The organism is Pseudomonas sp. T1.Ur (assembly GCF_023516725.1).
Taxonomy (GTDB): Bacteria; Pseudomonadota; Gammaproteobacteria; order Pseudomonadales; family Pseudomonadaceae; genus Aquipseudomonas; species Aquipseudomonas alvandae.
The window spans coordinates 3696663-3720578 of record NZ_JAMGSN010000001.1 but is presented as its reverse complement, the minus strand read 5'-3'; the positions used below and the strand labels follow the sequence as shown (position 1 = coordinate 3720578).

Annotated in this window: 24 protein-coding genes and 1 tRNA gene; 19 read left to right on the top strand and 6 right to left on the bottom strand. The window is 59.4% G+C overall.

Going from position 1 to position 23916, the window contains the following annotated elements; genetic code table 11:
• The first annotated feature begins 519 nt into the window (after positions 1–519).
• The 14 genes from M8Q45_RS16490 (at position 520) to M8Q45_RS16425 (ending at position 11910) form a co-directional block, all read left to right on the top strand.
• Positions 520–1269 carry an electron transfer flavoprotein subunit beta/FixA family protein gene (locus M8Q45_RS16490; protein WP_007908338.1) on the top strand — a complete coding sequence of 250 codons (750 nt, stop codon included), beginning with the start codon at positions 520–522 and terminating at the stop codon, positions 1267–1269.
• Positions 1270–1271: 2 nt separating this feature from the next.
• The gene (locus M8Q45_RS16485; RefSeq protein WP_198797952.1) at positions 1272–2201 is read left to right on the top strand and encodes an electron transfer flavoprotein subunit alpha/FixB family protein; all 930 of its coding nucleotides are present in this window, start codon (positions 1272–1274) and stop codon (positions 2199–2201) included.
• 75 nt (positions 2202–2276) lie between these two features.
• Entirely contained in the window at positions 2277–3101 is an 825-nt protein-coding gene (locus M8Q45_RS16480; RefSeq protein ID WP_249875618.1) for a substrate-binding periplasmic protein, read from the top strand.
• 9 nt (positions 3102–3110) lie between these two features.
• Complete coding sequence (locus M8Q45_RS16475; RefSeq protein WP_030137739.1) at positions 3111–3470, top strand: DUF4398 domain-containing protein; 360 nt, start codon at positions 3111–3113, stop codon at positions 3468–3470.
• Entirely contained in the window at positions 3467–4276 is an 810-nt protein-coding gene (locus M8Q45_RS16470) for an OmpA family protein (RefSeq protein WP_030137740.1), read from the top strand. Before M8Q45_RS16475 ends, M8Q45_RS16470 begins: the two co-directional genes overlap by 4 nt.
• A 198-nt stretch (positions 4277–4474) precedes the next feature.
• On the top strand, positions 4475–5917 hold the full coding sequence (locus tag M8Q45_RS16465; RefSeq protein WP_181287978.1) for an aminotransferase-like domain-containing protein: 1443 nt from the start codon (positions 4475–4477) through the stop codon (positions 5915–5917).
• 85 nt (positions 5918–6002) lie between these two features.
• A complete protein-coding gene (locus tag M8Q45_RS16460) occupies positions 6003–6476 on the top strand; it encodes a translation initiation factor 2 (protein ID WP_249875617.1) in 474 nt (157 codons plus the stop codon).
• A gap of 147 nt (positions 6477–6623) precedes the next feature.
• Positions 6624–6878 carry a YkgJ family cysteine cluster protein gene (locus M8Q45_RS16455; RefSeq protein WP_249875616.1) on the top strand — a complete coding sequence of 85 codons (255 nt, stop codon included), beginning with the start codon at positions 6624–6626 and terminating at the stop codon, positions 6876–6878.
• 55 nt (positions 6879–6933) lie between these two features.
• A complete protein-coding gene (locus M8Q45_RS16450; protein ID WP_249875615.1) occupies positions 6934–7542 on the top strand; it encodes an START domain-containing protein in 609 nt (202 codons plus the stop codon).
• Between the two features lie 137 nt (positions 7543–7679).
• Positions 7680–7916 carry a hypothetical protein gene (locus M8Q45_RS16445; RefSeq protein ID WP_249875614.1) on the top strand — a complete coding sequence of 79 codons (237 nt, stop codon included), beginning with the start codon at positions 7680–7682 and terminating at the stop codon, positions 7914–7916.
• 202 nt (positions 7917–8118) lie between these two features.
• Entirely contained in the window at positions 8119–8460 is a 342-nt protein-coding gene (locus tag M8Q45_RS16440) for a ribonuclease E inhibitor RraB (RefSeq protein WP_249875613.1), read from the top strand.
• A 279-nt stretch (positions 8461–8739) separates the two neighbouring features.
• The gene (locus M8Q45_RS16435; protein WP_249875612.1) at positions 8740–10149 is read left to right on the top strand and encodes a circularly permuted type 2 ATP-grasp protein; all 1410 of its coding nucleotides are present in this window, start codon (positions 8740–8742) and stop codon (positions 10147–10149) included.
• A gap of 10 nt (positions 10150–10159) precedes the next feature.
• Positions 10160–11110, top strand: coding sequence for an alpha-E domain-containing protein (locus M8Q45_RS16430; RefSeq protein WP_249875611.1), 951 nt, complete (start codon positions 10160–10162; stop codon positions 11108–11110).
• Entirely contained in the window at positions 11107–11910 is an 804-nt protein-coding gene (locus tag M8Q45_RS16425; protein ID WP_249875610.1) for a transglutaminase family protein, read from the top strand. Before M8Q45_RS16430 ends, M8Q45_RS16425 begins: the two co-directional genes overlap by 4 nt.
• 166 nt (positions 11911–12076) lie before the next feature.
• Here M8Q45_RS16425 and M8Q45_RS16420 read toward each other — a convergent pair whose 3' ends face one another.
• Positions 12077–12889 (bottom strand): c-type cytochrome, encoded by an 813-nt coding sequence (locus M8Q45_RS16420; protein WP_249875609.1) that lies wholly within the window; start codon positions 12887–12889, stop codon positions 12077–12079.
• Positions 12890–13499: 610 nt separating this feature from the next.
• Here M8Q45_RS16420 and M8Q45_RS16415 point away from each other — a divergent pair.
• The 3 genes from M8Q45_RS16415 (at position 13500) to M8Q45_RS16405 (ending at position 17689) form a co-directional block, all read left to right on the top strand.
• On the top strand, positions 13500–14705 hold the full coding sequence (locus M8Q45_RS16415; RefSeq protein WP_249875608.1) for an acetyl-CoA C-acetyltransferase: 1206 nt from the start codon (positions 13500–13502) through the stop codon (positions 14703–14705).
• A gap of 24 nt (positions 14706–14729) precedes the next feature.
• Positions 14730–16871 (top strand): 3-hydroxyacyl-CoA dehydrogenase NAD-binding domain-containing protein, encoded by a 2142-nt coding sequence (locus M8Q45_RS16410; RefSeq protein WP_249875607.1) that lies wholly within the window; start codon positions 14730–14732, stop codon positions 16869–16871.
• 83 nt (positions 16872–16954) lie between these two features.
• Positions 16955–17689, top strand: coding sequence for an amidotransferase (locus tag M8Q45_RS16405; RefSeq protein WP_030137753.1), 735 nt, complete (start codon positions 16955–16957; stop codon positions 17687–17689).
• Between the two features lie 90 nt (positions 17690–17779).
• On the opposite strand, the gene M8Q45_RS16400 is transcribed toward M8Q45_RS16405, so the two are convergent.
• From M8Q45_RS16400 to M8Q45_RS16390, 3 genes are all read right to left on the bottom strand, one after another.
• Complete coding sequence (locus tag M8Q45_RS16400) at positions 17780–18751, bottom strand: magnesium and cobalt transport protein CorA (RefSeq protein ID WP_249875606.1); 972 nt, start codon at positions 18749–18751, stop codon at positions 17780–17782.
• 216 nt (positions 18752–18967) lie between these two features.
• The gene (locus M8Q45_RS16395; protein WP_249875605.1) at positions 18968–19690 is read right to left on the bottom strand and encodes a lysophospholipid acyltransferase family protein; all 723 of its coding nucleotides are present in this window, start codon (positions 19688–19690) and stop codon (positions 18968–18970) included.
• A gap of 351 nt (positions 19691–20041) precedes the next feature.
• On the bottom strand, positions 20042–20731 hold the full coding sequence (locus tag M8Q45_RS16390; RefSeq protein ID WP_249875604.1) for a crotonase/enoyl-CoA hydratase family protein: 690 nt from the start codon (positions 20729–20731) through the stop codon (positions 20042–20044).
• Between the two features lie 307 nt (positions 20732–21038).
• On the opposite strand from M8Q45_RS16390, the gene M8Q45_RS16385 reads away from it, so the two are divergent.
• A tRNA-Ser gene (locus M8Q45_RS16385) sits at positions 21039–21128 on the top strand.
• Positions 21129–21335: 207 nt separating this feature from the next.
• Here the strand turns inward: M8Q45_RS16385 and M8Q45_RS16380 are convergent.
• Complete coding sequence (locus M8Q45_RS16380) at positions 21336–21695, bottom strand: DUF6124 family protein (RefSeq protein ID WP_249875603.1); 360 nt, start codon at positions 21693–21695, stop codon at positions 21336–21338.
• Positions 21696–22356: 661 nt separating this feature from the next.
• Between M8Q45_RS16380 and M8Q45_RS16375 the strand changes: the two genes are divergently transcribed.
• Complete coding sequence (locus M8Q45_RS16375; RefSeq protein ID WP_249875602.1) at positions 22357–22854, top strand: nuclear transport factor 2 family protein; 498 nt, start codon at positions 22357–22359, stop codon at positions 22852–22854.
• Positions 22855–22914: 60 nt separating this feature from the next.
• Here M8Q45_RS16375 and M8Q45_RS16370 read toward each other — a convergent pair whose 3' ends face one another.
• A complete protein-coding gene (locus M8Q45_RS16370; RefSeq protein WP_249875601.1) occupies positions 22915–23796 on the bottom strand; it encodes a hypothetical protein in 882 nt (293 codons plus the stop codon).
• Positions 23797–23916: the final 120 nt, after the last annotated feature.

Genomic DNA, 23916 nt, shown 5'->3' with positions numbered 1-23916 from the left:
GTTTTTTCTAATTGGAGGTTTGGCGTTGCATCCGTTGTTTCCTTCGCGAAGCGACGAAAGCGACAATGGATGAGACGCGGCTCTCTCTCTAAGCGGCGCATTATATCTACACCACTCCCAGGGTCCAATACAAACGTTTGTTTGAAATCGTCGCAGCCCAGATAAATCACTGACGTACGGCTTATGACTGGCCATTTTGCCGTATTGACCGGAATAGGCGTTCCGGTCAAGATACGGGCGGTTTTGCGCTCGCCGTAGGCTGACTGTTGGTTTCAAGAGCACCTCTAAAGACAGGGCGAAGGCAGCACAAAGTGACGAATTGCGAGGTTTGGACGCGCAGTTTACACGCCGCGATAATGAATGACTCATCGGTCATCACTGACGAATGGTCTTCACTCCCGTGAGCAAGGTCATGTGTGGTTCATGCCGGCGTTTTTAGAGGTGCCCTTGCGCCCATGATCATCAACCGCCAGGTTCGCCCGGGCGACTTTCTTTTCACCGGAGAGTAACGAGGAATCCATGAAGGTTCTTGTAGCTGTCAAACGAGTGGTCGACTATAACGTCAAGGTTCGCGTCAAGGCGGACAACTCCGGCGTCGACCTCGCCAATGTCAAGATGTCGATGAACCCTTTCTGCGAAATCGCCGTAGAAGAAGCCGTACGCCTGAAAGAGAAAGGCGTGGCGACTGAGATCGTCGTCGTTTCCATCGGCCCGACCACTGCCCAGGAGCAACTGCGCACTGCGCTGGCGCTGGGTGCCGATCGCGCCATCCTCGTCGAGTCCGCCGAAGACCTGACCTCCCTGGCCGTTGCCAAGCTGTTGAAAGCTGTTGTCGACAAGGAACAGCCACAGCTGGTGATCCTCGGCAAGCAGGCCATCGACAGCGACAACAACCAGACCGGCCAGATGCTCGCTGCGTTGAGCGGCTACGGCCAGGGCACCTTCGCTTCGAAAGTCGAAGTGTCCGGCGACAGCGTTGCCGTGACCCGCGAAATCGACGGCGGCGCGCAGACTGTTTCCCTGAAACTGCCGGCCATCGTCACCACCGACCTGCGTTTGAACGAGCCGCGCTACGCGTCCCTGCCAAACATCATGAAAGCCAAGAAGAAGCCGCTTGAAGTGCTGACTCCTGACGCTTTGGGCGTTTCCACCGCCTCCACCAACAAGACCCTGAAAGTCGAAGCGCCGGCTGCACGCAGCGCGGGCATCAAGGTCAAGTCGGTGGCTGAACTGGTCGAGAAACTGAAAAACGAAGCGAAGGTAATCTAAAAATGACTATCTTGGTAATCGCCGAACACGATAACAAAGCGCTGGCTCCGGCCACGCTGAACACCGTTGCTGCCGCTGCCAAAATCGGTGGCGATGTCCACGTCCTGGTGGCCGGGCAGGGCGCTGGCGCCGTTGCCGAAGCCGCTGCGAAAATCGCGGGCGTGAGCAAAGTCCTGAACGCCGACAACGCCGCCTACGCGCACCAGTTGCCGGAAAACGTTGCTCCATTGGTAGCCGAGTTGGGCAAGGGCTACAGCCACATCCTGGCCGCCGCGACTTCCAACGGAAAGAACATCCTGCCACGCGTCGCCGCCGCACTGGACGTCGACCAGATCTCCGAGATCATCTCGGTCGAAAGCGCCGACACCTTCAAGCGTCCGATCTATGCCGGCAACGCCATTGCCACCGTGCAATCGACTGCCTCGGTCAAGGTCATCACCGTTCGCGCCACCGGTTTCGACCCGGTTGCCGCCGAAGGTGGCTCGGCTGCCATTGAAGCCGTAGGCGCCGCCCACGACGCCGGCATCTCCAGCTTCGTCAACGAAGAACTGGCCAAGTCCGATCGTCCTGAGCTGACCGCTGCCAAGATCGTCGTTTCCGGCGGCCGTGGCATGCAGAACGGTGACAACTTCAAGCACCTGTACGCCTTGGCCGACAAGCTGGGCGCTGCCGTTGGCGCATCCCGCGCGGCGGTTGACGCAGGCTTCGTGCCCAACGACATGCAGGTCGGCCAGACCGGCAAGATCGTTGCGCCACAGCTGTACATCGCCGTCGGTATCTCCGGCGCGATCCAGCACCTGGCCGGCATGAAAGACTCCAAAGTGATCGTTGCGATCAACAAGGACGAAGAAGCGCCAATCTTCCAGGTGGCCGACTACGGCCTGGTCGCGGACTTGTTCGAAGCCGTACCTGAGCTGGAGAAGCTGGTCTAATCCGGCGTCTTCACTTATAAAGAGCCCGGCCCTTTGGCCGGGCTTTTTATTTTCTGCGGACGGGAGTGTGGTGCGATGGATCTTCGCCGTTTGGCTGGCTGGTCGTTGCTGTTGGCGCTGGGGGGCGCGCCAGGCCTGTCGGTCGCCGCTGGCAAATGCGAGCGCCTGATCGCCACCGGCAGCCCCGATGCGCCGCCGTATCTATGGCAAGACCCCCAGGATCCCAAGCATTTGATTGGTGCCGGCGCCGATCTGCTGGAGCAAGTGGCGAAAGCGCTGGGCATCAAGATTGAAATTCTATACGCCGGCAAGCGCGCCCAGGCGCTGGACGAAGTGCGCAGCGGACGCATGGACCTGCTCACCGACGCCCCGTTGACCACGACTGGCCTGGAAGTGCTGGACTACGTGCATCCGCCGCTGCTGGAGAATGATTACCTGGTCTGGACCCGCAAGGATTCGACATGGGTGATCGAGCGGCCAGAGGATCTTCACGGGCATTCCGGCGCGTTGTCGGAAAAGGCTCGAATGACACAGGGATTTGGCGTCTTCGCCGAGCAGAATCTAACCCTGACCCGTACGCCCAACCTGACCCAGGCCTTTCAGAAATTGCTCCTGGGTGAAGTGGAATATGTACTGGCGGGGCGCTACTCGGGCCTGGCGATGGCGCAGACCTTGGGAATGGCGAATGACCTGCAAGCTGCGCCGCAACCGGTGGACAAGCCGGGCCTGTTCCTCGCGGTTTCCCATAACTCCGCCTGCAACGACCCATGGTTACGCGGACAGCTGGCGCAAAAGATGACAGAATTGGCCGCGTCCGGCCTGGCAGAGGCTGTGTTGCAGCGCAATCTGGAGCGTTGGCGAACACAGTTGCAACCAACTGTCAGTGCCCCAAAACAGTAGGGAACATTAGTGACTATTCGACCTCTTTTCGCTGCCCTGGCCGTTCTGGCTCTGGCGGGTTGTGCAGCCGATCCGGCGCCGAATGAACAGATCCGCCTGACTGAGCAGGCCATCGAGCAAGCCCACGCAGTAGGCGCCACCGCCGATGAAGTGCCTGAATTGAAACTCGCCGAGGAAAAGTTTGCCCGCGCCAAAGGCAACATGGCCGACGAATCCTACAAGAAGGCGCGCATGCGGGCCGAACAGGCCGAACTGGATGCACGCCTGGCCGAAGCGAAGGTGCTGACTCTCAAGAGCCAGGAGAAACTGAACGTGCTCGATACGCGCATCAAGCGCTTGCGCAAGCAGTTGAGGGAGGATGCCCAATGAAGCCCTCCCATGTATTTGGCGGTCTGGTTCTCGCAGGACTGGCCAGTTTGTACGGCTGCGCGGGCCAGCGTAGCGAAGCGACGCTGGAACAGGCGAGCGCCGATTTCCAGAAGGTCAAGGAAGATTCCAATGTATTGCGTGCCGCCCCCAAGGACGTGATTCGCGCCGGCGAGTCCCTGGCCCGTGCCGACCGCTTGTCCACGTATTGGGGCAGTGGCGAGGACGTGCAGCATTACGCCTACCTGAGCCAGCGCTACAGCCAGATCGCTCGTGAACACAGCAACCAGGTGCTCAACGAGGAGCGTGCGTTGAAACTCGAGCTGGAACGTCAGCGCCTGCAACTGGCCTTGCGCGAATCCAAGCTGCAAAGCGTCCAGCAGCAGGGCAAGTTGCTGGAAGAACAGATCCTGGCGATGGCCACCACCCAGACTGACCGGGGCCTGGTGATGACCCTCGGTGACGTTCTGTTCGATACCGGCGAGGCAGAGTTGAAGAACTCGGCCAACCGTGTGGTGCTCAAGATCGTGCAGTTCCTGCAGCTCAATCCCAAGCGCGTGGTGCGTATCGAAGGCTACACCGACAGCACCGGCGGCAAGCAGGAGAACCTCAAGCTGTCCCGCGATCGCGCGCAGGCCGTGGCGGACGTGCTGGTGGACCTTGGCATCGACGAGAAGCGCATCCAGGTCGAAGGCTACGGCGATCAGTACCCGGTAGACGTCAATGCAACCGAGCGCGGCCGGGCACAGAACCGGCGTGTTGAGATCGTGTTCTCCGACGAAAAAGGCCAGCTCGGCGCCGCCCGCTGAGGGCTGCGTCGCTGGAAAACCCGGCCCCTCAAAGGCGCCGGGTTTTTTATTGCCTGGTGATTGGCGGCGAATGAGTACAGTTGGGCTGTCACTGCACTGTACTGTCGGGTAATCTGGCAACTGTCCCAGTACACTTCTAAACTGTTCCGGTAAAGTTTCCGACAAGAATAAAATGCCCGTGAAATCGAGTGCTGCGTCATGACCAACCTCCTGCTCTATCAACGTATTGCTCAACAACTGGCCGAAGACATCCGGCGCGGTGTGTATCAACCCGGTGAACGGGTGCCTTCGGTGCGCAAGATGAGCTCGCAGCTCAACGTCAGCCATGCCACGGTGCTGCAGGCGTACGCCAATCTTGAAGACCAGGGGTTGATTCGCGCGCGGCCGCAATCGGGCTATTACGTGCACCAGACGCCAGCCCTGACCGCGCCGACGCCGGACATCGCCCGGGTCGAGCGCCCCGGGCTGGTCACGCGCAGCAGCATTATCCAGCAGGTATTGGTCGAGTCGCGCCGCGAAGGTGTGTTTCCGCTGGGGGCAGCGGTTCCCAGCGTCGACTACCTGCCTGTCCGGGCGCTGCATCAGCAACTGGCCAAGGTCACGCGTTTCCACAGCCCGCGGGCGTTCAGCTACATGTTCAGCCCCGGTTTCGAGCCGTTGCGCCGCCAGGTGGCGATTCGCATGCGTGACGCCGGTGTCGTGGTGGACCCTTCCGAAGTGGTGATCACTCACGGCTGCGTGGATGCGCTGCAAATGTCCTTGCGCGTGCTGACCCGGCCAGGGGACCTGATCGCTGCGGAGTCGCCCACTTATTACGGTTTGCTGCAGTTGGCAGATCTGCTGGGCCTCAAGGTCATCGAGATTCCCAGCGACCCGGTCACCGGCATGAGCCTCGAGGCCCTGCAGTTGGCGGCCAACCAATGGTCGATCAAGGCGCTGGTGCTGACCACGCGCCTGAGCAACCCCCTTGGCGGCACCATGCCGGAGGAGCGGCAAAAGCAACTGCTGCGCCTGGCATCGGACTTCGATATCCAGATCGTCGAGGACGATATCTATGGTGAGTTGATGTTCGAGCAGGGCCGCACCAAGGCGTTGAAAGCCTATGATCGGCTGGACCGGGTGATCTACTGTTCGAGCTTTTCCAAGACCTTGTCCCCAGGGGTACGCATCGGTTGGATGATCGCGGGCAAGTTCCAGCAGGAAATCCAGCGGCTCCAGACGTTCAGCACTCATTCGGCCTGCAGCGTCACGCAGATGGGCATCGCGGCGTATCTGGAGAACGGAGGCTACGATCGGCACTTGCGCTACATCCGTCAGGAGTACCGCAAGAACCTCAGCGCATTCCAACTGGCGGTCCAGCAATATTTCCCGGAAGGCACGCAAATGAGCCGTCCCACCGGCGGCTTCATCCTGTGGGTCAGCCTGCCGGGGCGGGTCAATACCCAGGAATTGCATGTACAGGCGTTGCAGCAAGGCATCAGTATTGCGCCGGGGTTGATCTTCAGTAATACCGAACAGTTCAACCATTGCATTCGTCTGAACTGCGGCACACCCTGGAACCGTGAGGCGGAACGGGCCCTGATGACGCTGGGGCTGTTGGCCAAGCAGTTATGCCAAGAGACCGCCAACGGATATCTGTAGCAACCCGTGTGTCGCTTCGATGTGCTTGTCAGCGCCTCATTATCAGGCCAGCATTAGGGTCTCTGCCGTAAGTGCCGTTGTGTTTATGAAAACCATTGTTCCTGCTGTCTGGGTTTTGATCGGCCTGTTGAGCGCCTTCCACATGGGAAGCGTTGCCGTGGCGGCTTCAGCGCAGGAGAAGCCGGCCGCCAGTATTAACAAGGACACGCCGAAGAACGCAGCGGTCAAGAAGGCTCCCGCCAAGAAAACAGCACCTGCGAAAAAAAAGCGCGCGCCTATCGCTTCAAAGAGCAAATCCGCCCACGAAGTCGCCAAGACGCCACTGCCTCCGGCCAAGCTGGACCTGAGCCTTCCCCATGGTATGGTCGAGGAGCTGCAACCTCCGGGCACGGTGCCGTTACCCAAGCGCGAGCCGCTGCTGCCGGCGATGTTCGGAGAGAAGCCCGGGCCGTTCCAACTCAACGGCCGCCTGTTGAGCAACGAGATGCAATTGCCGCTGCGCAATCAGGAGCGCAATGAGGTGGAAGGCGCAGCGCTCGAGTTTGAATTCAAGCAATAAGCCGGGCGCAGTCCTGCTGTTCGTCGCTGACTGCCCAGTCATCGCACCTTCTGCGAAAAAACACGGGGACGGTAATTTAAAACACCTGTTTTAGCCGTTACTCTGTGGTTGTTACCAATCATTACCTGTCGTGAGGTATTCCTCGTCATGAAGTGCCGTGAGGGCTGTGGCGCCTGTTGCATCGCCCCTTCCATCAGTTCGCCCATCCCGGGCATGCCCCAGGGCAAGCCGGCGGGAGAACGTTGCGTACAGTTGTCGGTCGATAATCTGTGCCAGATCTTCGGCCAACCGGAACGCCCGGCGGTGTGCTCGGCGTTTGAAGCCGACATCGAGGTCTGCGGCAGCAGCAGCGACGAAGCCATTCGGTTGATCGGATGGTGGGAGCTGGTCACGGCAGCGTAGTGAGGCAATCGTCAAGACTGACATGAACGAACTTGGACAATAAGGAAAACAACCTATGGGTTCGCTGCATCGTATGGCTGTGTTGTGTGGTTTGACCGTGTTGTTGGCGACGGCTACCGCCCAGGCAGAGGACTGGCAGGTCGTCAAGGACAAGGAAGGTATCCAGGTGTCACTCAGTGAAGTGACCGGTTCCAAATACAAGGCCTACCGTGGCGTGACCGTCATGAAGACCACCATGGCGAAATTGCGAGCCCTGCAGGAAGACGTGCCTGGTGCCTGCGCCTGGATTCATGAATGCAAGAGCCAGAAGTTGCTCAAGCATGAGGGCAACAAGAGCTGGACCTACACCCAGTTCAATACGCCGTGGCCGGTGACGTCCCGTGATTCCGTATTGGAAGTCACCACCGAGGAGGGCGCCGATGGCAGCCTGACTCGCAAGCTCAAGGGCGTGCCGACTTACGTGCCGGAGGAGAAGGGCTTTGTGCGCGTGGCACAAGTCGACGGCTTCTGGACATTCACCCCCAAGGGTGCGGACCGGATCGAAGTGACCTACCAGGTCCACACCGAACCGGGCGGCGACGTGCCGTCCTGGCTGGCTAACAAGTTCGTGGTGGACGCGCCGTTCAACACGCTGAAAGCGTTGAAAGAGCGCGCCGAAAAATAACGGCGACCGCCACATGAAGAAACCGCCCTCGAGGCGGTTTTTTCATCTGTGCCGTTGGCAACTCAGCGGAACGATTGTTTCGCCGTCAATGTCGAGATGCAGGTAAGTCCTGCCATGTATTGATCAAGGAGACACCGATGCCAAAGTGGGAAATCACTTTCGTTGACGATCACGGCGAAGCCATCGCCGAGCAGTTCGATTACGACCAGAAGCCCGCCATGGAGCAGGCTGCCCAGTTGATCCGGCAGAAGCTGCTGCCAGTCCCCGCCAAGCTTGACCTCAACGACCTGGAAGGTCGCACCGAAGACCCTACGCTCAAAAGTCTCAAAACCCAAAACAGCATTGAAATCATCAGCATTAAACCGATTTCATGAAAATCCTTGTCTGGTCCCGCTTGGCAGCGGCGATGACTTGAAGCTACTCTGCAATCGAGATCAGCGAAAGGATCGCCAAGGTCCGGTCTTGTCAGCTACATGCTTGTGTCCCGACGGTCAGTTGATGCCGTACTGCTTGTAACCGCAGGTTGCACGCACGGGAAGACGGAAAGTCTATCCATCGGTCTGAGGAGGACGTTTCATGAGCACAGCCTATCAAGAAGACATCAGCACCAGCGTGCTGCGCCGCATGAAAGAGGGCGGTTTCGATTTCTCCCAATTCCATCCCATCGAGTTCTACGCCATTTTCCCCGACGAGGAGCGGGCGCGCAGGGCGGCAGGTCAATTTCGCGGCGAATCGTTGAATGCGCAGATCAGTGCTCGCGAAGACGGAGCCTGGTCATTGGAGCTGAGCCGTGTGATGTACGCCACCTATGATGACATCGGCGATTTCGAGCTGAACTTCGAAGCCGTGGTGGAGCCCTTGGGCGGCATTATCGAAGGATGGGGCGTCAAGCAGGAGATCCGGCGCCTGCAAGCCTGACCTTTTCTTCCTGCCTCACAGCAACGGCTGACCCTTGTGTCGGCCGTTTTCATGTCTGCCACCTCGTGGCGACACAGCCAACCTCCGTCATCGCGTCGACTATGCTCAGGAGACGCGGCGTTTGCGCCGCGATGAAGCGAGTATGTCAGGACGGGGACAGTGGCTGCACCACGACGGTGCTCGGCTTGTCTGTGGGTTATCCAACCCGTTGATAATAAAGCGTTTATGCCGATGGCACGGGCCTTGCGACGCCTAAGCCGGGGTGACAAGGAGTACGGCATGATCCGCACTGGTTACGATGAAATGTACGATGCCGGCGGCCAGGTCCGCCCACATTATCGAGCGTTCGCCCGGTGGCTGGCCGAAACGCCCGACGAGCTCCTGGCACAACGGCGACGCGAGGCAGACCTGCTGTTTCACCGTGCTGGCATCACGTTCACGCTTTACGGCGATGAGCAGGGAACGGAGCGCCTGATCCCCTTCGATACCATTGCGCGCAGCATTCCCGCCAGTGAATGGCGAATGGTCGAACGTGGATGCATCCAGCGGGTCAAGGCGCTGAACATGTTCCTCGCCGACCTCTATCACGAACAGCGGATCATCCGCGCCGGCATCATCCCGGCCGAGCAGGTCCTGGCCAACGATCAATATCAACTGGCGATGCAGGGGCTGGATCTGCATCGCGATGTCTATGCCCACATTTGCGGTGTCGATCTGGTGCGCGATGGTGACGGCACGTACTACGTGCTCGAGGACAATCTGCGTACGCCCAGCGGCGTCAGCTACATGCTCGAAGATCGCAAGATGATGATGCGCCTGTTCCCCGAGCTGTTCGCCGCGCAGCGCATCGCACCGATCGACCATTACCCGAACTTGCTGCTCGACACGCTGAAAAGCGCCAGCCCCCTGGACGACCCAAGCGTCGTGGTCCTGACGCCCGGGCGTTTCAACAGTGCGTTTTTCGAACACGCCTTCCTCGCCCGTGAGATGGGCGTCGAGCTGGTGGAGGGCGCGGATCTGTTCGTACGTGACGACAAGGTCTTCATGCGCACCACGGACGGACCGAAAGCCGTGGACGTGATCTACCGTCGCCTCGATGACGCCTTCCTCGATCCGCTGGCCTTCAATCCGCAGTCGATGCTCGGCGTGCCGGGGCTACTGTCCTCCTACCGTTCGGGTAATGTGGTGCTGGCCAACGCCATCGGCACGGGGGTGGCGGATGACAAATCGGTGTATCCGTTTGTCACCGACATGATCCGGTTCTACCTGGACGAGGAGCCGATCCTGAACAACGTGCCCACCTGGCAATGTCGCAACCCCGCTGAGCTTTCCCATGTGCTGGCGAACCTTGCGGACCTGGTGGTCAAGGAAACCCAGGGCTCCGGCGGTTACGGCATGCTGGTGGGGCCTGCCTCGACGACGGCGCAGATCGACGCGTTCCGCGAGCGGATCAAGGCCAAGCCGCATGCCTACATCGCGCAACCCACGTTGTCGTTGTCCACGTGCCCGACCTTTGTCGAAAACGGCATCGCGCCGCGCCATATCGATTTGCGTCCGTTTGTCCTGGCGGGGCGAGAAACCCGCGTGGTACCGGGTGGCCTGACCCGCGTGGCGCTGCGCGAAGGTTCCCTGGTGGTGAATTCGTCCCAGGGCGGCGGCACCAAGGACACTTGGGTGGTCGAGGAATGAAGGAGCTGCCATGTTAAGCAGGACCGCCTCGGACTTGTATTGGATGTCGCGTTATCTGGAGCGGGTGGAAAACCTCGCGCGGATGCTCGACGTCAGTTATTCGCTGTCATTGATGCCCCAGGATGGGCGCGGCGACGGCTTGCATGAATTGGCCATGCCATTGCTCATTACCGGCACGCTGGATGACTACCGGGACAGGCACGGTGACCTGCACGCCGAGCGCCTGCTGCATTTTTTCGCCCTGGAGGCGGCCAACCCCGCCAGTATCTACAGTTGCCTGGGTTCCGCACGTGCCAGTGCCCATGCGGTGCGTGGCCGAATCACCGCCGACATGTGGGAAAACGTGAACGCCACCTGGCTGGAAATTCGCCAGATCGCCGAGCAAGGCCTGGGTCGCTACGGCATGAGCCGTTTCTGCGAATGGATCAAGGAGCGGTCCCACCTGTTTCGCGGTGCCACCTACGGCACCATCATGCGCAACGATGCGTTCAGGTTCATACGCCTGGGAACGTTCATCGAAAGGGCCGACAACACCTTGCGCCTGCTCGACGCCCGCTACGAAATGGCCGGCGACCAGGCCCATGCCGTCAACGACGGCACGGCCCATGCCTACTATCAATGGAGCGCGTTGTTGCGAGCGCTGTCTTCCTTCGAGGCCTACACCGAAATCTACCGCGACGCCCCCGGTGCCCGGCATGTGGCTGAACTGCTGCTGTTGCGTGCCGACGTCCCGCGCTCCTTGCGTGCCTGCACCGAAGAGATCGACCAGATCCTTGCCAGCCTGCCCGGCAGCAACGGTCGGCAGGCCCAACGCCTGGCGGCGGAGATGGACGCACGCCTGCGCTATACCGGCATCAATGAAATCCTCGACGGTGGGCTGCACGCCTGGCTTACCGAATTCATCCCACTGGTTCGTGAACTGGGCAATGCCATCCACAGTTCCTACCTGGAGGTCATATGAGACTCTCGATCAGCCACGAAACGGCCTACCACTATGAAGACCAGGTTCGCGCAAGCATTCAGTACCTGCGCCTGACGCCGCACGACAGCGAACGCCAGCACGTGCTGAGCTGGCAGCTGGACCTGCCCCGGCCGGTGCGGTCGCAGCTCGATCCGTTCGGCAACATCCTTCATGTACTGACGCTGGACGAGCCCCACGAAACCATCATCATCGGTGCCCGTGGCCAGGTGGATATCGACCCGTCGCGCGAAGCCGAGCACGAAAGCCAATCGGCGCTGCCCTTCCTGCGTTTCACCCGGCTCACCGAAGCGGACGAAGCCCTTCGCGCCTTCGCCCAGGCGCAATGCAAGCAGCGTCGCGATCGTGTGGCGCTGATTGATCTGATGCACGGGCTCAACCAACACATGACCTACACACCGGGCTCCACCGAAGTCGAGACCAGCGCGGCCCAGGCGTTTGCCGGTCGCAGCGGGGTTTGCCAGGACCATGCCCATGCCTTCCTGGCGTGCGCCCGCAGCCTGGGCGTGCCGGCGCGTTATGTGTCGGGTTATCTGTTCAACGAAGACAGCGAACACCTGGCGAGCCATGCCTGGGCCGAAGCCTGGCTCGATGACGCCTGGTACAGCTTCGACGTGACCAACCAACTGGCCCGTCCGGAGCGACACTTGAAATTGGCCGTAGGCCTGGATTACCTGGACGCCTGCCCGGTGCGTGGCATGCGCCGTGGCGGTGGGTTTGAACAAATGCACGCCAAGGTGCTGGTGACGCCGGCCCCGGTGATTACGGTGCAGCAGCAGTAAACGATCCAGCTCTTGCTCCCGCTGTGTAGGAGCTGCCGAGCGAAGCGAGGCTGCGATCTTTTGATCCTTGGCTTGGAGCTCAAGTGTCTGGAAAAGATCGCAGCCTCGCTTTGCTCGACAGCTCCTACAAGGGCCAGCGGGACTGGCTTAGACAAAACAAGCTGATCTATTGACCCAACGGCTGCTTGCGCCCCGCCATATGCTTCAAATACCCCACCAGCAAATCCAGCTCCGAATCCGGCAGCACTGTCGCCGAGAACCCGGGCATTTTCCCCTGGGGCCAGTGACGCATGCCCTGCGGGTCACGGATGTAGCGCTTGAGGAAATCCCCCGAGAAATATTCCGTGGGGTTGAAAGGAATGTTCAGGTCCGGGCCAAACTGCGCATCCCCCGCGCCGTTGAGGCGGTGGCAGGCCAGGCAGTTCTTCTGGAACAGTTCGAACCCCTTGTTCACCGGGTCATCCTTGGCCAGCGTGGGCGAGGGCAGCAGGGCGGGGAAGCGATCGGCCAACGCCGACAGGCGCTTGATGCTTGCCACCGCGTACGGCCATTGTTCAGGGCTGATATGGCCGGATTGAGGATCGGTCCAGACCAGATAGAACGGTCCGGCACTTTTCTTCCCGTCTCCCAGCGGCGGCCATGGCTTGGCCGGGTCTTCGATGGCCAGCCACGCCCTGGCGCCGCGCTTGTTGAGCAACGGCGCGGCAGGCAGTTCGGCGGCAAAGCCATCCAGCGCCACGGCCTGCAGGTGATCGTCCGCTTGGACACCGGTCAACAGCGCGGCCAGCGGCACGGCGCGATAACTCATCGGCTTTTTGTAGGAGACATCTTCGGCAATCTGGACCGTCCGCGCTTCAGGATGCTTGAGCAGCGCCTCGGTTTGCCACGTACGAGTATTCGCGCCCAGCTCCAACACCAACTGTGCGGCATAAAGGGGCGAGCTGAGCAGCAGCGCCCCCATCACGATGAGGACTTTCAAATGAGTCGCCTTCCATGTCGAGAGGGAAGCGCAAAGGGTGGCACAACCACCATCGCTGGAACAGCGTTCGCTTATCGGCGTGGATGATGCAACTCATGAATGGTGTGGACACCATGCACCTGTCAGCCGATGACCTTGGTGATATTCGGCAAGATCAACAGCAGTGTGGTGGCGAAGAGAATGAGTCCGGCTTGGCGAACTTTCGAATGTTTGAACATGGCTGACCCGCCTTTTTTGTTATTTCCTGAGGCCAGCCTGCATAACTCCATAACGGCTGGCGTTGCACTTCCTGTCTGACAAGCGCCCCGGCAAAACCCGACGACTTTTCTTGTACAAGCTTTACATTAGGGGCCGCGACCGACTTGGCTTAGATCCAATTCGTATGGACTTCTTGCTGCTCGCTATAAAAAAGACATGAGGCCTATTGCCACCTTCCTGCCGGCCCTTTTGCTAGACAGCTTGCTTACCTGAATCGGTTAACCCGATAGCACGCTACCGTTCGTCTGAGCGTGGCTGTCAACGCCGTTGAGCACTGGGGTCATTGAATCCAGCGCCGCTGGGCTTATGGTTGCAGGTGTGGTTTTTGTCCCAATGGCGGTTCGAGGATGTCATGACCGAAGCTTTGATTTTTGACGCATTACGCACGCCTCGTGGCAAGGGAAAACCCGACGGCGCCCTGTACACCGTCAAGCCGGTGAACCTGGTCAGTGGCCTGTTGACCGCGTTGCGCCAGCGCATGAGCCTGGACACTGGCCATGTGGACGACATCGTGCTCGGCTGCGTGACGCCGACGGGTGATCAAGGCGCCGACATCGCCAAGACCGCCGCCCTGGTGGCCGATTGGGATGTCAGCGTGCCCGGCGTGCAACTCAACCGCTTTTGCGCCTCGGGCCTGGAAGCGGTGAACCTGGCTGCGATGAAAGTGCGCTCCGGTTTCGAAGATCTAGTGGTGGCCGGCGGCGTCGAGTCCATGTCACGGGTGCCGATGGGCAGTGATGGCGGCGCCTGGGCGCTGGACCCGCAGTCCAACCTGCGAGGCCATTTCGTTCCCCAGGGCATCGGCGCCGACCTGATCGCTACCCTCGAAGGTTTCAGTCGCGAGGACGTCGACGCCTTTGCATTGCAGTCCCAGCAGAAGGCCGCGCGGGCGCGGGATAACGGTTCGTTCGATAAATCCCTGGTGGCGGTGCGGGACCAGAACGGCATCGTGCTGCTGGACCATGACGAGTTCATCCGCGCCGACTCGACGCTGGAAGGCCTGGGCAAACTCCGGCCGAGTTTCGAGGCGATGGGGCAGATGGGCTTCGACGCGACGGCGTTGCGGGTCTACAGCCATGTCGAGCGGATCCATCACGTGCACACCCCAGGTAACAGCTCGGGCATCGTCGACGGCGCGGCGCTGATGCTCATCGGTTCCCAGGCCAAGGGACGCGAGCTGGGCCTGCAACCCCGGGCGCGGATTGTCGCCACTGCCGTCATCAGCACCGAGCCGACCATCATGCTCACCGGCCCGGCCCCGGCCACCCGCAAGGCCTTGGCGAAAGCCGGGCTGCGGGTCGAGGACATCGACCTGTTCGAGGTCAACGAAGCCTTCGCCTCGGTGGTGCTCAAATTCATCAAGGACATGGCCATCGACCCCGCCAAGGTCAACGTCAACGGCGGCTCCATCGCCATGGGCCATCCGCTGGGTGCCACCGGGTGCGCCATCCTCGGCACGCTGCTGGACGAGCTGGAGGCGCGTCGCCTGCGTTATGGCCTGGCGACGCTGTGCGTCGGCGGCGGCATGGGCATCGCCACCATCATCGAACGCCTCTGAGCCAGGACTTAAGGAACATTTTTCATGACCGATGCCATTCGTTACGAAACCGGCCCGGACCGGGTCGTCGTCCTGACCCTGGACATGCCGGGCCAGAGCGCCAACACCATGAACGCGATGTACCGCGAGGCGATGGCCGCCTGCGTTGCGCGTCTCACCGTCGAGAAAGACTCGATCGCCGGCGTCATCATTGCTTCGGCCAAGCAGACCTTTTTTGCCGGCGGCGATCTGAACGAGCTGGTTCAAGTCGAACCGTCCCAGGCCAAGGCCTTCTACGAAACCGTGCTGGGCCTCAAGGCACAACTGCGCGCACTGGAAACCCTCGGCAAACCGGTGGTTGCCGCTATCAACGGTGCGGCCCTGGGCGGTGGCTGGGAAATCTGCCTCGCTTGTCATCACCGCGTGGCGCTGGATCACCCGTCGGTGCTGATCGGCCTGCCGGAAGTGACCCTTGGCCTGTTGCCTGGCGGCGGCGGTGTGGTGCGAATGGTGCGCTTGCTCGGTTTGGAAAAGGCATTGCCGTATCTGCTCGAAGGCAAGCGGATTGGACCGCAACAAGCACTGCAGGCCGGCCTGATCGATGAACTGGCGGAGGATCGCGACGAGTTGCTCGCCAAGGCCCGCGCCTGGATTCTCGCCAACCCGGGCGTAGTGCAACCTTGGGATACGAAAGGCTATCGGATTCCGGGCGGGACTCCGTCCGATCCTGCCGTCGCCCAGACGCTGGCGATCGCGCCTTCGATCCTGCGCAGCAAGACCCAGGGTTGCCTGCCGGCCCCGGAGAAAATTCTCTGCGCCGCAGTGGAAGGGGCGCAGGTGACGTTTGACGCGGCCCATCTGATCGAAACCCGTTATTTCGCCGAACTGGTGACCAGCCAGGTGGCGAAGAACCTGATCGGCACCTTCTGGTTTCAACTCAACGAGATCAAGGCTGGCGGTTCCCGCCCACACGGTTTTGCGCCTTGTCTGACAAGAAAAGTCGCGGTGCTCGGCGCCGGGATGATGGGGGCGGGTATTGCCCATGTCAGTGCAGCGGCGGGCATCGACGTGATGCTCAAGGACATCGACCTGGCCACCGCGCAAAAAGCCAAGGCTCGTTGCGCGACGCTGCTCGACAAGAAAGTCGCACGCGGCCAGCTCACCGTTGCCCAGCGTGACGCCACGTTGGCGCGAATCCACCCCACCGACAGCGATGCCGACCTGGCCGGTTGCGAGATGATCATCGAGGCGGTCTTCGAGGACCGTGCCCTGAAGGCCAACGTGACCGCCGCAGCCCAAGCGGTGGTGGGGCCTGATGCGGTGATCGCGTCGAATACGTCGACCCTGCCCATCACCGGCCTGGCCAAGGCCGTACCAGACGAAAGCAAGTTTATCGGCCTGCATTTCTTCAGCCCGGTGGAAAAGATGCCCTTGGTCGAAATCATCCGGGGGGCTCGTACCAGCGATGAGACGCTAGCCCGAGGCTTCGATTTCGTCCGGCAAATCGACAAGACGCCCATTGTCGTCAACGACAGTCGCGGCTTTTTCACGTCGCGGGTTTTCGGCACCTTCATCCATGAAGGCATCGCCATGCTGGGCGAAGGCGTGAGTGCGCCGATGATCGAAACCGAGGCGCAAAAGGCCGGTATGCCGGTTGGGCCGTTGGCTGTTTCCGACGAAGTTTCCCTCAGCCTGATGAGCCATATCCGCAAGCAAACCGCCCAGGACTTACAAGCAGAAGGAAAAACGCCGACGGAGCATCCGGCATTCGCCGTGATCGACCTGCTGCTCGAATACAAGCGACCGGGCAAGGCGGGCGGGGCCGGTTTCTACGAATATCCAGCCCAGGGGCAGAAGCACCTCTGGCCAGGGCTCAAGGAGCGTTTCGAGAACACCGCCGGGCGGATCCCGGCTCAGGATATCCGTGATCGACTGTTGTTCATCCAGGCCTTGGAAACCGTGCGTTGCGTAGAGGAAGGCGTCGTCACGTCAACGGCCGACGCCAATATCGGCTCGGTCTTTGGCATCGGATTCGCATCCTGGACAGGGGGCGCGTTGCAGTTCATCAACCAGTATGGCTTGGCGGCGTTTATCGCCCGTTGCCAATACTTGGCTGAACAATATGGCGAACGTTTCTCGCCGCCGGCCTTGTTGTTGGAAAAAGCCGCCAGGCACGCGCGGTTCTGACCGCAGGGGGCTTGCCTTGGGACGGTGTTTCAAGGCAGGCTCTGGGGTGTGCAATATTCCCATCATCGTGTCAGGTATTTTTTATGTCGCTACGCATCTGCATACTGGAAACCGATATCCTGCGTCCGGAACTGGTCGACCAATATCAGGGTTACGGGCAGATGTTCCAGCGCCTGTTCTCGCAGCAGCCCATCGCCGCTGATTTCATCGTCTACAACGTGATGGAAGGGCAATACCCCAGCGATGACGAGCAATTCGACGCGTACCTGGTGACCGGCAGCAAGGCCGATTCCTTCGGCACCGATCCGTGGATCCAGACCCTCAAGACCTACCTCATGGACCGTTACCAGCGTGGCGACAAGTTGTTGGGCGTCTGCTTTGGTCATCAACTGTTGGCGCTGTTGCTGGGCGGCAAGACCGAGCGGGCCAGCCAGGGCTGGGGCGTAGGCACCCATCGCTACACACTCGCGGCCAAGGCGCCTTGGATGAGCCCGGTGATGGAAGAGTTGACCCTGTTGATCAGCCACCAGGACCAAGTGACCGAACTGCCGGAAAATGCCACGGTCATCGCCTCGAGCGATTTCTGCCCGTTCGCGGCCTACCACATCAATGATCAGGTCCTGTGCTTCCAGGGCCACCCGGAATTCATCCACGATTATTCCCGGGCGTTGCTGGAGATCCGCCAGCAGCACCTCGGCGAGAAGATCTACAGCCAGGGCGTGGCAAGCCTCGAACAGGAACACCACGGCACGACGGTGGCTGAATGGATGATGCGTTTCGTTGCTCACAAACCGCAGGCCGAAGCGGCTCAGGGCTGATGCTCAGGTCGCTCCCGCACTTGATGATTGACCAAGTGTGGGAGCGAGCTTGCTCGCGATGAAGGTCACGCAAATCCCACTGGAAAACACCTACAACCACCCCGACCGCTTGAAACTCCCCCACAACGCCGTACATCCCACCGCAATAAAACCGAGCACGGCGAAGTACCCGTAATGCCAGCCCAACTCCGGCATGTTCTGGAAGTTCATCCCATAGATCCCGGCCACTGCCGTGGGAAACGCCAGGATGGCCGCCCAGGCCGCGAACTTGCGTTGCACCACGCTCTGGCGCGAAGCTTCGAGCAGCACCCCGATTTCGATGGTCTGGCTGGCGATGTCCGCCAGGGTCGCCAGGTCTTCCATCTGCCGCGTGACGTGGATCTGCACATCGCGGAAATACGGGCCCATGTTCTTGTCGATGAACGGGAAATCCAGACGCTGCAATTCTTCGCTGATTTCCACCATCGGCGCTGCGTAGCGACGCAGGCGCAGCACGTCGCGGCGCAGGCTGTGGAGGTTCTGGATGTCGCGCTCGTTCAGGGCGCTGCAGAGCACGTTGCGCTCCAGTTCATCGATCTCGGCATGAATGGCTTCACCCACCGGCTGGTAGTTTTCGATGACGAAATCGAGGATGGCGTAGAGTACGAAATCTTCCCCGTGCTCCAGCAGGATAGGTCGTGCCTCACAGCGCTGGCGGACATGGGCGTAGGACGCCGAGTGACCGTTGCGGGCGGTGATGATGTAGCCCTTGCCGGCGAAGATGTGGGTTTCGATGAACTGCAGCTTGCCGTCCTTGCGCACCGGCGAATACGTGACGATGAACAGCGCATCGCCAAAGGTCTCCAGCTTCGGGCGGCTGTGTTTCTCCATGGCGTCTTCGATCGCCAGTTCATGCAGGTTGAACTGGCGCTGCAGGTTGGTCAGTTCCAGCGTGCTGGGCTCTTCGAGGCCGATCCACACGAAATGCCCTGGTTTTGCAGCCCAGGCGCTGCCTTCGTCGAGGGTGATATTGGTGACTTTCTTACCGGCGCTGTAAACCGCAGCAGCAACGACTCTACCCATGATGATGGTTCACTTCTTCTTGGAAATTGGCAGTGACAGGCAGCGTCCAGCTTAGCGCGCCATGGTGCTTGAGAGTCAGTGAAATTCGCTGGGCTCGCCGCAAAAGAAAACCCGCCGTATGGGCAATGCTGTTCACTTAAGGTCGTCCAGACACCTGTGGCGAGGGTCGTCGTTTTTCTTAAGTGAACAGCATTGCGCCGTATGGCGGGTTTCCTGTCAGGCGACCTGCAACTGCCGGTCCATCGTCTCGATGCATGCTTGCATCTGCTCGCGGCACTGGGCGATGAGGCGGGGCATGTCCTCCATGCTCAGGCCTGTTGTAGGAATCGCCGGCAGCGAGCGTATGAGAATGTCACCACTGCGCCAGCGATTAAGGCGCATGTGCTTGATGTAGGTGCTGACACACACCGGGATAATCGGCACCCCGGCGGCAATCGCCATCTGGAAAGCGCCTTTCTTGAACGGCAGCAACGCTTCGCCCAAGTTGCGCGTGCCTTCCGGGAAAACCCAGATGGAGGTGTCCTCATGCTGCAACGTATGGGTGGTGGTGAGCATCGACTTGCGTGCCTTGATCGCATTGCCGCGGTCAATCAACACATTGCCTGCCAGCCAGAACAACTGACCGAACAGCGGCACCCATTTCAGGCTTTTCTTGCCAATGCACACCGTGCGACGCGGCACCACGTTACCGAACACGAACAGATCGTAGTTGGACTGATGATTGGCGATGATCACGCAGCTCTGGGATTTGTTCACCAGCGTGTCGACCTCGGCCCTGACCCGCAGGCGCAGGAACCACATGGCCGGCAGCGCATACAGCCTGGCGCATAAACGGCTGTTGTCAGGATTGAATGGCCGGCATGCACCCAGGATTACGCCCAACACACCCGCCAGTACAAAATGCAGGCCCATCAAACACATACGCAACGTAAACAACATCAACAAGCCCTGTCGGGACAAAAGGTGGCGCAGTGTACGGATGTGCACTGTTTTCGGCAATTGCCCCTGTAGAGGTAGGAGATAGGCGATATTTAAGCGTATGTTTCTAAACAGCGCGTAGGAAGCGGCTTAGAGCGATCGCAGCGTCAAGTCCACCTTGGGTGGGAAAAAGACCCGGTTGACCCGTGGTGGGGGCGCCTGCTTTCACTTGGCCTGTAGGCGCTGACGAGTGCAACGAGGCTGCGATCTTTCACCTGACATTGGAATTTCAAGCGAACGAAAGACCAAAAGATCGCAGCCTTCGGCAGCTCCCACGTCCCGTCGAACGGGAGCAAGCGCCCTCGCCACGGTTCAGCCCATGTGCTCCTGATCCAGCAGGATCGCGCTGTCCAAGGCATCCAGCAGCGCCTTGCGGACCTTGAGCTTGGTGTTCTTGTGGGCGGTCATGTTGATCTTCTTCAACTGAAGCGCGGCTTCCAATGCCGCCGCTTGCAGCTCATCAGGCGAGACCACCTTATCGAGGAAGCCCGCGTCTACGGCGCCTTGTGGATTAAACATTTCGCCATTGATGACGGAGCGGTGAAACGCCGATTTGCGCAATCGATCGCGGGCCAGCTCGATACCGGCGTGGTGCATGGTCATGCCGATCTGCACTTCGTTCAGGCCGATGGTGAACGGCCCCTCGACACCAATGCGGTAATCGGCCGACAACAATAGGAACGCACCCTTGGCCACGGCATGCCCGGGGCACGCAACGACGACAGGGAAGGGGTGCGACAACAGGCGGCGGGCCAGGGTCGAGCCGGACGCCACCAGGCTTACCGCCTCCTTGGGGCCGGCGGTCATCACTTTCAAATCGTAACCGCCCGACAGAATCCCCGGCTGCCCGGTAATGATCACCACCGCGCGATCGGCCACTGCCTGGTCCAGCGCGGCATTGAACGCGACGATCACATCAGGCGAAATGGCATTGACCTTGCCGTTGTTCAAGGTCAGGGTCGCGATACCGTCTTCTAGATGGTAGGCAATCAGGTCGCTCATGACGCTATTCCTTGTAAGAGAAGTGGAGCAGACGTTACCCACCGTCGCAGGCCAGGTAAAGCGCCGTGACTGACTCACCGGTCAGCCCTACCTTCTATAAACAGCCCGGCCCGCCCCAAGGGCCGCGCCTGTTTCCATGGCGCGGACCACAGACCAGGCCGGAGTTTGGCCGGTTTGCCATGCCCCAGCCGGTTTGAAACACCGGCCAGCCTTAACCGCATGAAAATTCTGAAAAAAACCTTTGCCATCGCAAAGGCTTTCGACTACATTAGCGCGCCTCGACAGACTGAACAGTTTGCCGAGACACGGTGAAGTGTCCGAGTGGCTTAAGGAGCACGCCTGGAAAGTGTGTATACAGGAAACTGTATCGAGAGTTCGAATCTCTCCTTCACCGCCACATTCTACAAGCACAAACCCCTGATTTTCCTAGAGAAAGTCGGGGGTTTGTGGTTTTTGGTGTCTGAAAAAGGGCATGGGGCGCCTGTGCGGTGTTTGAAATGACACTGCACAGGCTGCTGCGCTTGCACCGATTGGGCGAGCCGATGGCCTTGTAGGCAGGGGAGGCTACAAGTGCCGGTTAGCCCTTTCGGTCACGGCCCCGTTGCTAACGCGGATCGACGATAGCCAGCGCACGATTTGCCAGCAATTCACTCACTTCAATGACTTGCTGGATGCCCATCGCAATATGCCGGCGAGAACCTTTGAGATCGAATGCCAGGTCGCTGATCATGGCATTGGCGGAGGCCAGGTTTTCGCTAAGGTTGGCGAGCAGGCTTTCCGTGTCGATGCTCTCGACGACAGTGAAGAGCTGATCCGCTGCCGGTTCTTTCTTGGGCTTGGCCTGTTCCGGCTTCAAATAATAATCAAGCGCCCGCTCAGTGGCTTCGTGGAATTTTTCCGGGTCCAGGCTTGAGTAGGCAGAGGTGGGATCTGATTTCGGAGGATTGGGTGTGACCTTGAACATGGGTAACGCTCCTATGAGTAATGGGAGCCGTCACGACCTGTCGCTAAACAGAATGGTGGCGACTGCACGCAGGTTAGCGAACCGGACATAGGCACCCGGCAGACCCGAGGGTCTCCTACATACAGCCGCCATAACGTAATCGCGGTTAGACCCCGCAATGGAGCATGGTTGCTTATGTGCCTATGGTTCGGGTCGCTAAACCCGATCACTGATGAGCAGTGACGGGAACCAAGCTACCGGTATGGACCAAGGCGCACAAGCGGGCGGATTCTGGCTTAGTTGTAGGCAAAGGCGCAAGGTGATGTAGCCTCTGCGCTGGAGCTGGGTGTTTCTGGGTATTTGTCTGTAGGCCTTGGACTTTCTTTGCCTGAGCAGCGTATCTAGAGAAACGCCGTTCGGTGCTGGGCAACAGACAGAAACTGGTGCCATGCGGGTGGGCCGGAGGGGCCCTCAAGTTTTTGGACCGGTTCGACATCATATTGGAAGCGAAGGATACGGATGTGGCTGCGCTGGCGTTCTATGAAGACGTCCTGAATGGCTAGGACCAGGCTCGAATAGCATCAGGCAAGCGTCGAGCAGTATTAAGCAAAGGTTTCTGCGCGCATATCGTTAAGGTTCTTTTTAAAGAACCTTAATCCATAGCATTGCTGCGAGAGACATCATGAAACTATCGATGAGTTCAGTCTTACATCTTCATGCCATTGTCCTGTGCCTGGCACTTTCGACATCGATCGCTGGGGCGTCCCCAACTTCAACTCAGCAAACCAATGCGACGCTGGTGCGCGAGGCATTCACAAATTGGCAGCAGGGCAAAGGCACGGTGTTCGATCTGTTGGCGCCCGATGCCAGATGGACCGTGGCGGGGACGAGCCCCGTTTCCGGTGTCTACACCAGCAAGGCCGAGTTGGCCCAAGTCGTGCGGTCAATCACCGCGCGACTGGCAATGCCGATTGTCCCCACGGTGCAAAGCATCGTTGCCGAGAATGACGTCGTGGTTGTTCTTTGGCACGGAACAGCTACGGCGCTGGATCAGAAACCCTACAGCAACACCTATTTGTGGCACATGACGTTCAAGAATGGGCAAATCATCGAAGTGACTGCCTTTTTGGATACGTATGGCCTCAACGATCTTGTGCACCGGATCAAATTTGTTCCCTAGGGCTCTATTCGGTGAGGTGGGAAGTCTGTTATTTGTTATCAGCTCGATAAATAGACCCGTTCATTGGGTCGCAGATCCGGATCCAGACTTGACGCTCTTTGGCTCCAGCTCTGTATAGGCCTTGTTGCAGCGTGTCCTAAGTGCTTCGGGGAGAGCTTTATCATATTTCGCGTAAGTTTGATCCAGGTCTAGGCATACATAAAATAGGTCGTTTTCACCTAGTACGTAATCAGCAATCTCTTTCACTTTGTCTGCCACAGCGCCTATCGTGGCCGCATCAGGTCGTCCGCCCTGCGCGGAATTCTCGGCGTTAGCGGTGGCTGCAACGATCGCATTCTTGGCTCTTTCGATGGACGCGGTATATTCATCAATCTGTTTTTTTAATCCTTGACCTTCAGTCTCCGTTTTTTGAGCAGCTGTGAGTGCGTTGTACTTCGTTTCCGCCTCGACCTTGAGTTTTTGGTTCAGGGCGATAAGTTCCTGGTTTGCACCTATTGATGCCGAGCCCGACAACTTCACTGCTGGCGTTTGCAGAACGCCTGTGAGTTGTTCAATAGCCATGAGGGCGACGGTGTTTCGTTGGTTGCGAGTCAACATCATTTGATAGGCAGGGCCGGAAATTCCTTTGTTCGCATAACCTTGGCAGATGGCAAAAAGCTGATCGCGAAGGAGCTGAATCGAATGGGTTCTCAAGCCAATATTTGCACCTGCTTCTGAATAGGCGGCCGCCAGTTTTGCTACTTCCTGTTTCTCCACATTCATGGACGCGGCCAAGGTTTTCAAGGCATCGGGACTAGGTTCGGAGCACATGACCTGTATTTTTTTATTACTGTCCCCGGAATCAATCTCCGAGTAAATAATGACCCTCTCTTCCGCTTCGAGCACTCTTGTGTGGGTCCATGTCGCGCAACCGGAAATTGTGCTGACCATCAGTATGGTCATCGCCGTTATCGTGAATGATCTCATCAGGCTCTTCCCTTTTGTCGTTAGTGCAACAGGTCGTTGGCTGGGCCGGGGCGCAGCCAACTGGAGCTAATTGGTAGTAATCACGATCGCCCGTGG

Bases quoted from the DNA above. Each gene is read 5' to 3' on its own strand.
- M8Q45_RS16490 (WP_007908338.1), top strand. From the start codon at position 520: ATGAAGGTTCTTGTAGCTGTCAAACGAGTGGTCGACTATAACGTCAAG.
- M8Q45_RS16485 (WP_198797952.1), top strand. From the start codon at position 1,272: ATGACTATCTTGGTAATCGCCGAACACGATAACAAAGCGCTGGCTCCG.
- M8Q45_RS16480 (WP_249875618.1), top strand. From the start codon at position 2,277: ATGGATCTTCGCCGTTTGGCTGGCTGGTCGTTGCTGTTGGCGCTGGGG.
- M8Q45_RS16470 (WP_030137740.1), top strand. From the start codon at position 3,467: ATGAAGCCCTCCCATGTATTTGGCGGTCTGGTTCTCGCAGGACTGGCC.
- M8Q45_RS16465 (WP_181287978.1), top strand. From the start codon at position 4,475: ATGACCAACCTCCTGCTCTATCAACGTATTGCTCAACAACTGGCCGAA.
- M8Q45_RS16460 (WP_249875617.1), top strand. From the start codon at position 6,003: ATGAAAACCATTGTTCCTGCTGTCTGGGTTTTGATCGGCCTGTTGAGC.
- M8Q45_RS16455 (WP_249875616.1), top strand. From the start codon at position 6,624: ATGAAGTGCCGTGAGGGCTGTGGCGCCTGTTGCATCGCCCCTTCCATC.
- M8Q45_RS16450 (WP_249875615.1), top strand. From the start codon at position 6,934: ATGGGTTCGCTGCATCGTATGGCTGTGTTGTGTGGTTTGACCGTGTTG.
- M8Q45_RS16445 (WP_249875614.1), top strand. From the start codon at position 7,680: ATGCCAAAGTGGGAAATCACTTTCGTTGACGATCACGGCGAAGCCATC.
- M8Q45_RS16440 (WP_249875613.1), top strand. From the start codon at position 8,119: ATGAGCACAGCCTATCAAGAAGACATCAGCACCAGCGTGCTGCGCCGC.
- M8Q45_RS16435 (WP_249875612.1), top strand. From the start codon at position 8,740: ATGATCCGCACTGGTTACGATGAAATGTACGATGCCGGCGGCCAGGTC.
- M8Q45_RS16430 (WP_249875611.1), top strand. From the start codon at position 10,160: ATGTTAAGCAGGACCGCCTCGGACTTGTATTGGATGTCGCGTTATCTG.
- M8Q45_RS16425 (WP_249875610.1), top strand. From the start codon at position 11,107: ATGAGACTCTCGATCAGCCACGAAACGGCCTACCACTATGAAGACCAG.
- M8Q45_RS16415 (WP_249875608.1), top strand. From the start codon at position 13,500: ATGACCGAAGCTTTGATTTTTGACGCATTACGCACGCCTCGTGGCAAG.
- M8Q45_RS16410 (WP_249875607.1), top strand. From the start codon at position 14,730: ATGACCGATGCCATTCGTTACGAAACCGGCCCGGACCGGGTCGTCGTC.
- M8Q45_RS16405 (WP_030137753.1), top strand. From the start codon at position 16,955: ATGTCGCTACGCATCTGCATACTGGAAACCGATATCCTGCGTCCGGAA.
- M8Q45_RS16400 (WP_249875606.1), bottom strand. From the start codon at position 18,751: ATGGGTAGAGTCGTTGCTGCTGCGGTTTACAGCGCCGGTAAGAAAGTC.
- M8Q45_RS16395 (WP_249875605.1), bottom strand. From the start codon at position 19,690: ATGTTGTTTACGTTGCGTATGTGTTTGATGGGCCTGCATTTTGTACTG.
- M8Q45_RS16390 (WP_249875604.1), bottom strand. From the start codon at position 20,731: ATGAGCGACCTGATTGCCTACCATCTAGAAGACGGTATCGCGACCCTG.
- M8Q45_RS16380 (WP_249875603.1), bottom strand. From the start codon at position 21,695: ATGTTCAAGGTCACACCCAATCCTCCGAAATCAGATCCCACCTCTGCC.
- M8Q45_RS16375 (WP_249875602.1), top strand. From the start codon at position 22,357: ATGAAACTATCGATGAGTTCAGTCTTACATCTTCATGCCATTGTCCTG.
- M8Q45_RS16370 (WP_249875601.1), bottom strand. From the start codon at position 23,796: ATGACCATACTGATGGTCAGCACAATTTCCGGTTGCGCGACATGGACC.